Source organism: Streptomyces sp. SM1 (assembly GCF_002910825.1).
Classification (GTDB): Bacteria; Actinomycetota; Actinomycetes; order Streptomycetales; family Streptomycetaceae; genus Streptomyces; species Streptomyces okerensis.
Genome location: NZ_NEUB01000851.1, coordinates 1 through 10163, shown reverse-complemented (window position 1 = coordinate 10163; position 10163 = coordinate 1). Strand labels below are relative to the sequence as shown.

Genomic DNA, 10163 nt, shown 5'->3' with positions numbered 1-10163 from the left:
ATCGCCAACGGCACGATGGGCCTGTCGGTCGCCTTCGACCTGCCCACCCAGATGGGCCACGACTCCGACGCCCCGATCGCCTCGGGCGAGGTCGGCAAGGTGGGCGTCGCCATCGACTCCGTCGACGACATGCGGGTGCTGTTCGGCGGGATCCCGCTGGACAGGGTCTCCACGTCGATGACGATCAACGCGCCCGCCGCCCTCCTGCTGCTCCTCTACCAACTGGTCGCCGAGGAGCAGGGCGTGAGCGCCGACAAGCTCACCGGCACGATCCAGAACGACGTGCTGAAGGAGTACATCGCGCGGGGCACCTACATCTTCCCGCCGAAGCCCTCGCTCCGCCTGATCGCCGACATCTTCAAGTACTGCCGGGCCGAGATCCCGAAGTGGAACACGATCTCGATCTCCGGCTACCACATGGCCGAGGCGGGCGCCTCTCCCGCGCAGGAGATCGCGTTCACCCTCGCCGACGGCATCGAGTACGTCCGTACGGCGGTCGCGGCCGGCATGGACGTCGACGACTTCGCCCCGCGCCTGTCGTTCTTCTTCGTGGCCCGCACGACGATCCTGGAGGAGGTCGCCAAGTTCCGCGCCGCGCGCAGGATCTGGGCGCGGGTGATGAAGGAGGAGTTCGGCGCCAAGAACCCCAAGTCGCTGATGCTGCGCTTCCACACGCAGACGGCCGGGGTGCAGCTGACCGCCCAGCAGCCGGAGGTCAACCTGGTCCGGGTCGCCGTCCAGGGCCTGGGCGCGGTGCTCGGCGGCACCCAGTCGCTGCACACCAACTCCTTCGACGAGGCGATCGCCCTCCCGACCGACAAGTCCGCGCGGCTCGCCCTGCGCACCCAGCAGGTCCTCGCCTACGAGACGGACGTGACCGCGACCGTCGACCCGTTCGCCGGTTCCTACGTCATCGAGAAGATGACCGACGACGTCGAGGAGGCCGCGCTGGAGCTGATGCGGAAGGTCGAGGACCTCGGCGGCGCGGTCAACGCCATCGAGCACGGCTTCCAGAAGAACGAGATCGAGCGCTCCGCCTACCGCATCGCCCAGGAGACCGACTCCGGCGAGCGGGTCGTGGTCGGCGTCAACCGCTTCCAGCTGGACGCGGAGGAGCCCTACGAGCCGCTGCGCGTCGACCCCGCCATCGAGGCCCAGCAGGCCGAACGCCTCGCCGGACTCCGCGCGGAGCGCGACCAGCAGGCGGTCGACTCGGCGCTGGCCGCCCTGAAGAAGGCGGCGGAGGGGGAGGACAACGTCCTGTACCCGATGAAGGACGCCCTGCGCGCCCGCGCCACGGTGGGCGAGGTCTGCAACGCGCTGCGCGAGGTCTGGGGCACCTACGTGCCGACCGACGCGTTCTGAGCGCCCGTCCAGGTGACCGAGATCATGCGGAGGAGTGTCGTACCACCGTGCGACACTCCTTCTCATGTTCGGCGTCATCGACCTTCCCACCTATCTGGCGGGCCTGGCCCTCATCATTCTGCTGCCGGGGCCCAATTCGCTGTACGTGCTGTCCGTCGCCGCCCGCAAAGGCGTCCGTACCGGCTATGCGGCGGTGGCGGGCGTCTTCACCGGTGACGCCGTTCTGATGACGCTGGCGGCGCTCGGCGCGGCCTCCGTGCTCACGACCACACCGCTGTTGTTCCTGGTGGTGAAGTACGCCGGTGCCGGATACCTGGCGTGGATGGCGTACGGCATGCTGCGCTCGGCGTGGCGCATGTGGCGGACCCCGGACGACCCGGCACACGCCGAGGCGCCCGCGGTGGCGCCCGCGGAGGAGCGCCCCTACCGCCGCGCGCTGGTGGTGTCGCTGCTCAACCCGAAGGCGATCCTCTTCCTGATCTCCTTCTTCGTGCAGTTCGTCGACCCCGGTTACGCCTACCCGGTGCTCTCCTTCGTCGTCCTCGGGGTCCTGCTCCAGACGGCCAGCTTCCTGTACCTGTCGCTGCTGATATTCGGCGGTACCCGCCTGGCCGCCGTGTTCCGCCGCAGGCGCCGGCTGGCCGCCGGTGCCACCTCGGCGGCGGGCGCGCTGTTCCTGGGCTTCGCGGCGAAGCTGTCCCTGGCGGCCTAGGGGGTGTCTGACGAATGCCCGCGGCGTCGCGGCGTCTGGCACGCACGCTCGCCGCGTTGCCGGAGTGTCCACGTGGCTCCGCCACGAGGACACTCCGGCGCCTTGCGATCGCACGCACCAGACGCCGCTCCTCCACCCGCGCTCATTCGTCAGACACCCCCTGCCGGTCAGCGGGCCGCGAACCGGGCCAGGTACCGCGGGAGCCCGGCCGGTGTGTCCCCGGCCCAGCCCACATAGCCGTCCGGGCGGACCAGGAACAGGCCCGTGCCGTAGGTCCCGTGGGCCGGTCCGCGGACCGCTCGTACCGCCGCGGGCGGTTCGGGGGCGGTGTCCGTGCCCAGCGCCAGCAGGGTCCAGTGCGGGCCCCGGAACGCGTCGAAGAGGCGTACGCCGCCGACGTGGCCGTCGGGTGCCCGGTCGCCCGCGCGCACCGGGCCGGGCGCCGGGCGGGTCTCCGTGGTGAGCGAGGACTCCGGGTAGCCCAGGTCCAGCTGCCGGGTGGCCCCGCCCCGCCGGGTCTCACCCCGGTGGACGCTGGTGGACAGGTCCAGCATCTGCCGGGCGATCGGGCGCCGTTCCTCCTCGTAGGTGTCGAGCAGGTCCGCGGGCGCACCGTCGCCCAGCACCGCGCCCAGCTTCCAGCCGAGGTTGTAGGCGTCCTGGACGCTGGTGTTGAGGCCCTGGCCGCCGGCCGGGGAGTGCACGTGCGCCGCGTCGCCGGCGAGGAAGACCCGGCCCGCCCGGAACCGGTCGGCGAGCGCGGCCCGCGGGCGGAAGTCCGAGGCCCAGCGGACCTCCGTGACGTCCTCGGGGGCGAGATGCGAGCGGGCGGCCACGACCTGCCGTACGCCGGCCGGCGAGAGGTCCACGTCCGTCCCCTCCGCGAACCGGGCCACCAGCTGGAAGTCCTCCGTGCCGGACAGCGGGCAGAGGGAGAGGAAGTCCTGACGGCCCTCCCCCGGCGGGAAGACGTGCCAGTTGTCCCGGTCCAGCCCGGTGATCCGTACGTCCGCCACCAGGGTCGGCAGGGGGTCCACCTCCTCCCCGGTCATGCCGGTCCCGACCGCCCGGCGCACCACGGAGCGGCCCCCGTCCGCCGCGACGAGATACCGGGCGCGTACCGGTTCACCGGCACGGAAGTGCGCGGTCACCCCGTCCGCGTCCTGGGTCACGCCGGTGACCTCCCGGCCGAAGGCGACCTTGCCGCCGAGTTCCTCCAGCCGCTCCAGCAGGATCCGCTGGGTGCGCCACTGCGGCACCATCCAGGGCGCGTTGTACGGCGCGTCCTCGCTCGGCTCGGCCGGGTCGAACAGGTGGTGCTCGCCCAGGCGCTCGCCGTTCCGCCAGACCATGCCGACCGGGTAGCCGCCGCCGGCCGCGTGGATCGCGTCCAGGACGCCCAGGTCGTCGAAGACCTCCATGGTGCGCGGCTGCATGCCCTTGCCGCGTGAGCCGGGGAACAGTTCGTCCGCCCGCTCCACCGCCAGCGCCGGAATCCCGCGCCGGGCCAGGTCGATGCCGAGGGTGAGCCCGGTCGGCCCGGCGCCCACGATCAGTACGCCGATATCGCTCACGGTCCGTCTCCTTAACGTCGTTAAGTGCCCTGCCCTCCGAGAGTGTCCCTAACGGTGTTAAGTTGTCAAGTGTGAGTACGGAACGACGGACCCCGCTGGACCGCCGGAGGGTCGCCGACACGGCACTGGGACTGCTGAACGAGGTGGGACTGGACGGCCTGACCCTGCGCGCCATCGCCCGGGAACTGGACGTCAAGGCGCCCGCCCTCTACTGGCACTTCAAGGACAAACAGGCCCTGCTCGACGAGATGGCGACGGAGATGTACCGCCGGATGACCGCCCAGGGCTCGCCGGACCCGGACGGCACCTGGCAGGAGTGGCTGCTCGCGGCCAACCGCGGCCTGCGCACGGCGCTGCTCGCCTACCGCGACGGGGCCAAGGTGTTCAGCGGTTCACGCTTCACCGGCATGGAGCACGCCGAGCACATGGAGGAGGGCCTGCGCCGGTTCACCGCCGCCGGTATGACCCTCGCCGAGGCCGCCCGCGCGCTCAACACGTCGTACCTGTACACCCTCGGCTTCGTCACCGAGGAACAGGGCGTCCAGCCACTGCCCGGAGAACGCAGGGAGGGCTTCGACCTGGAGGAACGCGCCCGCGGGATGGCCGGCTTCCCGCTCGCGGCCCGGGCCGGCGCGGAGATCTTCGGCCACTACGACCAGCACTTCGAGGAGGGCCTCGCCCTGCTGGTCGCGGGGATCGAGACCCGGTACGGGGTGCGCTGAGCGGTCAGGCGGCCCGCAGGAACGCCGACAGGGCGGCCTTGCCGAGGTAGGTGAACCGGGTGTCCCCCGTGAGGTGCTTGTCCAGCGCCTCCTTGATACCGGGCCACTTGGGGTCGCCGAAGTCGTCCAGGACGACGATCCCGCCCGGGGCGGCGATCTCCTCCGCCCACTCCAGGTCCTTGGCGACGCCCTCGGCCGAATGGTCGCCGTCGACGACGATCACGCCGTAGCGGCGGTCCGAGACGGCTGCCCGGGTGCCGGGGTCCTCCGAGAAGCCCCGCTGGATCCGGGCGGCCGTGCCCGCCGGACCGGCCAGGGCGAGATTGGTCCGCACGGCGTGCTCGTGGACCGGCGTGCCGGAGGGATCGGAGCGGCGCGGGGTGCCGGGCTGGAGCTGCACGCCGGCGAACGGGTCGACGATCGTGACGCTCGGGCTCCGGCCGTCGCGCTCCATCATCCGGATCAGACCCGCGGAGAACATGCCGTAGAGCGTGCCGATCTCCAGGATCTCGTCGTTGGGCGGGTCCAGCAGGGGGATCGTGCCGAGCTTGCCGCAGATGTTCATGGTGCCCCCGGCGATCCGGCCGGCCCCGAGCGACTCGAGCCCGACCAGCAGCCGGTAGGCGGTGGCGACGTTGCGCTCGGCGGCGCCCCGGTCCCCGGCCAGCTCCGCCACCTCGGACCGCAGCCGGTTCAGCGGGCCGGGGCTCACGATCCGGGAGAGGCCCCGGCCGGAGGAGCCGAGCAGCAGCTCGAGGGTGAGCTGCTGACGCCGCACCGCCTCCGTGGTCTCCTGAAGCCGCGCGCTGTCCGCCGCGACCGCGGCCGCCGTCGGGCGCAGCCGCCGGTCGATGCGCCGGTCGACGAGATCGGCGACCGGCCGCAGCAGCCGCCGGGACGCGGAACTGGTGAGCAGGGAGCGGGCGTTCATGGAACCGGAGACCTCAATCCGTCGGAAGCGCGGGGGGAGTGCTGTGGCTCTCGGGCCGATGACAGGCTAGGCGGGCAGCGCCGGCGGGGGAGCGGCGCGGAGCCGAGCGGTGTGCGAACAGCGGGCGAACTCCGCGTGGCGCGAAGGCCGGTGGCGTCAGCCCAGCAGGCGTCGGAGGTTCAGCCTTCCCCACAGCAGGCTGGTGGCGAACGACAGCACCATCACGGTCACCAGCAGACCGGTCAGCAGCAGCCCCGCGGCCGGCCCGCTCAGGTCCGGCGACACCAGGGGCGCGACGATCTCCTCGACGAACAGCACATGCACCATGTACGCGCCGAGCGCCGCACCGGCCAGCTTCTTCAGCAGGGGCCGCAGCCTCCCGGGGACCCGGACCCTGCTGATCAGGAGCAGTACGCAGATGCTCATCGCGGCCACGAACAGGTGCGCGTTGGGCATCACGTAGTGGATCCGCGTGTTGTACCAGAGCGCCCCGGCCATGCTGAGCGGCAGCAGCACGTACAGCGGCCACCGCCACCGCAGGACTCCGGCCGGGAGGGCGAACAGCAGGGCGCCGCCGACCGCGTACACCAGGGAGTAGGTGCCGAACCCCCAGGCCACCGTGGGCATGTCGCGGCCCGTCACCTCGGCGGCCGTGGTCAGCACGCTCGGCAGGACCGCGATGCCGAGCAGCGCCGCACCGAGGCTCCAGGGCCGTTTCCCCGCGGTGATCAGCATCGCGAAGGCGAGCAGCGCGATGATCGGGATGTAGTTGTACATGAACCACAGGTGGTAGGCGGGCTGTACGGAGCCGACCAGGGAGTCCGTCGCCAGTTCCGTCATGGGACGGTCGTTGCGGCCGCGCAGCCAGGCCCAGAGGAGGTAGACCGCCGTCCACGCGAAGAGCGGCACCGTGTTGCGGACGATCCGCTGCCACATGCGTGCGCCGTCGCGCGGGGGTGCGCCGACGAGGACGGCCCAGCCGGCGATGGCGAAGTACATGGGCACGGCGAAGGGGTTGATCGCCTCCGCGACGTGGCCCGCCCAGTAGGTGCCCGGGCCGTTCGCCGGGTCGTTGTCCGTGGAGTGGATGAACTGGGCTCCCACGTGACCCAGCATGATGATCGCGGAACAGATCAGGCGCAGCAGGTCGATGTCGTAGCGGTGCTCCCGGAGGGGGGTGTGTTCGGTCGGGGAGCCGGTGCTGCGCTTCTGCTGCGGCAGGCGCAGGGCGGTGTCGTTGGGCACCGGGCCACTGTGGGGCGGGCTGGTGTACGGGGGGTGACGGGCGGGTGGCGCCCCTGTGACCGGTGCGTCTCGGTTGCCGTGCGTGGTGGCCCCGGGCGGGCAGGGGCGGCCGGGGGTCAGGGCCTTCGGCGGACCGCTCTGCCGACGACCCGCTTGGCGCGGGCCGCCTGGATCCTCGCCCGGGTGCGGGGGGTGCTGCCCGGCAGGGACAGCTCGGCCAGGCGGACTTCGGGGAAGTAGTAGCCGGGGGTGTCGGCCAGGTGGGTGTCGAGCCAGTCGGCCGTCGTCTCACGCAGGCCGGCGTAGGTCTTCGGCTGCATGCAGAAGCCGATCGCCCGGACCAGCGGGGACAACGTGTCCGGGGCCGGGCCCACCACCGCCGGGGACTGGGCGCGTTCCAGGTCCGGGACCAGGTGGTCGATCACGGCCAGCGGCACCCGGTTGCTGTTCGGGTAGGGCTTGAGGCGCCCCATGACCAGCGCCGTTCCGACCCGGGCGACGGGCACGTCGTAGTAGGCGGACGCGGTCACCATCGCCGTGGAGAAGCAGCCGACGACGAGTTCGGGACGGCCAAGCCGGTACAGCGTCTCGGCCAGCAGCGGCGCGTCCAGCACGCTCAGCCGTACGCCCGCGTCCGCCGCCGCCTTGGCGAGCGCCGCCGAGTAGCCCGCGGGGGCGGTCGGGTGGGGCTTGAAGACGATGGACCGGTGCCCGGCGCGCACGGCCCCGGTGAGCATGCGGACGTGGAGCTCCTCCTCCTCCCGCGGGCTCAGGATGCCGATCGCGGCGAGGTACTGGCCGAGGAGCACCGCCGTCGGAGCCCCGGCGAGCACGGGTGCCAGCCGCGGGTCGTCCGCCGCGTCCCGGGAGATCTCGTCCAGCACCCCGCGGAACGCCCCGTCGGGGACGACCACCGGCGCCACCGCGTACTCGGACAGCAGCATCGGCCGCAGACCGGGGATCAGGTCGAGATGCAGCAGCCGCCGGATACGCCGCGCGATGGTCAGCGGCAGCTTCTCCCGGGTCGGGCCGTAGCTCATCAGACCGTCCGCGTAGACGTCGACGGCGGCCTCGGAGAAGATCGCCGCGAGCGCGCGGGCCGGGTTGACCTGGATCGACTCGACCGCCAGCTCGATCGTGTCCCGTTCGTCGATGTCCCAGAGGAGCCGGAAGGCACGCTGCCACAGCACCGTGTCGTTGCCGCGCGGCCCCCAGGCACTCGGGTGGTACGGGCTGATCGCCTCGTTCCAGCTCACCACCGAGTCGAACCGGCCGGCGATCGGCCCGTAGCCGTGCATCTCGTCCAGGCGCAGGGCGGTCTCCGGCACGGAGGCGTTGTTGCAGACCAGCAGGATGCGGCGGGCCTTCCCGCGCGGTCCGAAGAGGCCCGCGTCCAGCGCCGCGGCGAGGGTGGCCGCTCCGTAGAGTGTGGAGACCTGGAAGATCTGGGTCGTCTGGAGCATGGGTCAGGCAGCCTTCCGCCCGTCGCGCAGGCGGCCGAGCAGCCTGCTCCGGGTGCTGTCGATGGTGGCGAGGGTCTCCTCCAGCGCGTCCTGGGGCATGCGGTGCAGCGCCTCCCGCGCCTCCCGCCGCAGCCGCCGGGCCGCCGTGGGCTCGTACGTGTCCGCCTTGCCGATGTGGAAGGCGATCATGGCGCAGTAGGTGCGTACGGCCTTGAGGAGGAACCGGTCGCTCTCCGGGTCACCGAGCACGTCCCGCAGCAGCGCGTCGTACGCGGGGATGAAGTCCAGCTGGCGGGAGTCCTTGACCTGGGTGAGGGAGGTCGCGACGCCGCGCCGGTAGAACACCCCGTGCAGGCCGAGGGAGGCGTACGTCCGGGCCTTGAGGTGCAGCCGCCAGATCCACAACCGGTCCTCGGCCGTACGGAGTTCGGTCACGAAGCGCATACCGCCGTCGTCGAAGAGACGGCGGTGGTAGATGCCCGCCCAGACGAAGGGGTAGTCGACCATCGTCTCCGTGTCGGCGGGCGTGATCCCGTCGCGCGGGTCCATCACCGCGCCCCGTGCCGGAGCCGGCGGCCGTTTGATCACCCGCTCGGTGCCGGTGGCCTGGACATGGTCGGTGCGGGCGAAGTCGCAGCCCAGTTCCTCCATGGCGGCGACCATCCCGGCGAGATGGCCCGGCCCGTACCAGTCGTCGCCGTCGAGGAACGTGAGGAACTCGCCCCCGGCCGCGTCGATACCGGTGTTGCGTGCCTGGGCGATGCCCATGTTCCGCTCGTGCCGGATCACCCGCGCGCCCGGGAGCTTCTCCGCCCAGCGGTCGACCACCCAGGATGTGGCGTCCGTGGAGCAGTCGTCGACGAGCAGGAACTCGACGTCCGGGCCGGCGTTGCCGGCCAGACTGCGCAGCGTGCTCTCGACGAAGGGTTCCACATTGTGCAGGGGGACGACGACGGACAGTTTCGGCACGTGGGCCTCACCTCAGGGTCTTTCCGGAACGGCATGATGTCTCGGCGGCTCAGGTCGGTCCGAAGGCCTCCCGGAGTCCGTCGAGGTTCGACCGCGTGGTCTCCCACAGGAACTTCTGCGCGTCGTGCACCTCGGCCACCGCGGCCGGATGGTCGTCGAGGACCGCCGCCGCCCGCTCCAGCAGCCGGGCGCCGAGGTCCCGGTCGTGCACCGACAGCCCCCACTCCTCGTGGCCGATGTCGGACAGGAAGTAGGCGAGCTTCGGATGGGAGACGAGGCTGAGGATCGGGGTGCCGCAGCCGAAGGGGATCATCCCCGCGTGCCCGCGCATCCCGATCACCAGCCGCGACCGGCGGAACAGGTCACGGATGCCGTCGTTGGACATGTCGTACAGCTGCTCCACGGGCAGGGAGATCCCGTGCTCCCGGCGCAGATCGTGCACGAACCTCTCGTCGGCGGGCATGTGCGCCGCGTACCGCACGCCGGTCCGGTCCCGCAGGCCGCGCAGCGCGGTGGCCATGTGGGCGAGGAAGTCGCCGTAGTCGTGGCCGAAGCGCAGGCCGGCGCGGTCGTACGCGCAGTTGACCAGGACGGTGTCGTCCCGCACCACCGGGTCGGTCCAGCCCGGGACGAGGTACCGGGCCACCGTGGTGGGGCAGGGCTGGTAGCGGACCCGGTCGCGCAGTCCGGCGGGCAGCAACTCGCGGACTCGTTCGATGGAGCCGTGGTTGCGCAGCCCGAAGAACGCCGAGCGCTCGACGAGGGCCCGCAGGCTCCCGGCGAACCGGCTCCGCCGGTAGAGCTGTCCGTCGAACACGTTGTAGCCGACCGCGAACACCGCCAGCGGGGCGGTCAGCCGGGCCAGCACGTCGTCCGGGATGTTCCACTGCCAGTGGCTGTTGCCGTTGGGGGAGGTGTCGGGGAGGAACAGTCCGCCGCCGCCGACGACCACCCCGCGCCGCGCGTTCAGTTCCTCCAGCGCGGCCTCGTCGACCAGCCGGTGCACCGGCTGCCGGTACCAGGCGCGCGGTCCGGTGTCGGTGCCGAAGCACAGCCGTACGGCCTCCGGCAGCACCTTGTCGCCCGCGTTCTCCTGCCCCTCGGCGAACAGCGCCACATGCGCGAGCTGCTCCCCGGCCGGGACCTGTCCCGGCACCCGCCCCGGGACCTGTCCCGGCACCC

Annotated in this window: 9 protein-coding genes; 3 read left to right on the top strand and 6 right to left on the bottom strand. The window is 72.0% G+C overall.

The features are described 5' to 3' along the window. Together B9S61_RS27745 and leuE are read left to right on the top strand one after the other, a co-directional pair. Positions 1-1365 (top strand): methylmalonyl-CoA mutase (locus B9S61_RS27745; RefSeq protein ID WP_103544690.1); only part of this gene is annotated, 1365 nt, incomplete at its 5' end. Positions 1366-1429: 64 nt separating this feature from the next. Next, entirely contained in the window at positions 1430-2077 is a 648-nt protein-coding gene (gene leuE, locus B9S61_RS27740; protein WP_103544689.1) for a leucine efflux protein LeuE, read from the top strand. A 167-nt stretch (positions 2078-2244) separates the two neighbouring features. Here the strand turns inward: leuE and B9S61_RS27730 are convergent, their stop codons facing one another. After that, positions 2245-3651, bottom strand: coding sequence for an FAD-dependent oxidoreductase (locus B9S61_RS27730; RefSeq protein ID WP_103544688.1), 1407 nt, complete (start codon positions 3649-3651; stop codon positions 2245-2247). A 71-nt stretch (positions 3652-3722) separates the two neighbouring features. On the opposite strand from B9S61_RS27730, the gene B9S61_RS27725 reads away from it, so the two are divergent. Continuing rightward, positions 3723-4373, top strand: a complete 651-nt coding sequence (locus B9S61_RS27725; RefSeq protein ID WP_103544687.1) for a TetR/AcrR family transcriptional regulator C-terminal domain-containing protein — start codon at positions 3723-3725, stop codon at positions 4371-4373. Positions 4374-4377: 4 nt separating this feature from the next. Here the strand turns inward: B9S61_RS27725 and B9S61_RS27720 are convergent, their stop codons facing one another. The 5 genes from B9S61_RS27720 to B9S61_RS27700 all read right to left on the bottom strand — a co-directional run. Continuing rightward, positions 4378-5304, bottom strand: a complete 927-nt coding sequence (locus B9S61_RS27720; protein ID WP_103544686.1) for a class I SAM-dependent methyltransferase — start codon at positions 5302-5304, stop codon at positions 4378-4380. A gap of 156 nt (positions 5305-5460) precedes the next feature. Beyond that, positions 5461-6549, bottom strand: coding sequence for an acyltransferase (locus B9S61_RS27715; protein WP_103544685.1), 1089 nt, complete (start codon positions 6547-6549; stop codon positions 5461-5463). Between the two features lie 116 nt (positions 6550-6665). Continuing rightward, positions 6666-8012 carry a polysialyltransferase family glycosyltransferase gene (locus B9S61_RS27710; RefSeq protein WP_103544684.1) on the bottom strand — a complete coding sequence of 449 codons (1347 nt, stop codon included), beginning with the start codon at positions 8010-8012 and terminating at the stop codon, positions 6666-6668. 3 nt (positions 8013-8015) lie between these two features. Further along, positions 8016-8981 (bottom strand): glycosyltransferase family 2 protein, encoded by a 966-nt coding sequence (locus B9S61_RS27705; RefSeq protein WP_103544683.1) that lies wholly within the window; start codon positions 8979-8981, stop codon positions 8016-8018. A 49-nt stretch (positions 8982-9030) separates the two neighbouring features. Beyond that, positions 9031-10163 (bottom strand): polysaccharide pyruvyl transferase family protein (locus B9S61_RS27700; protein WP_146064966.1); only part of this gene is annotated, 1133 nt, incomplete at its 5' end.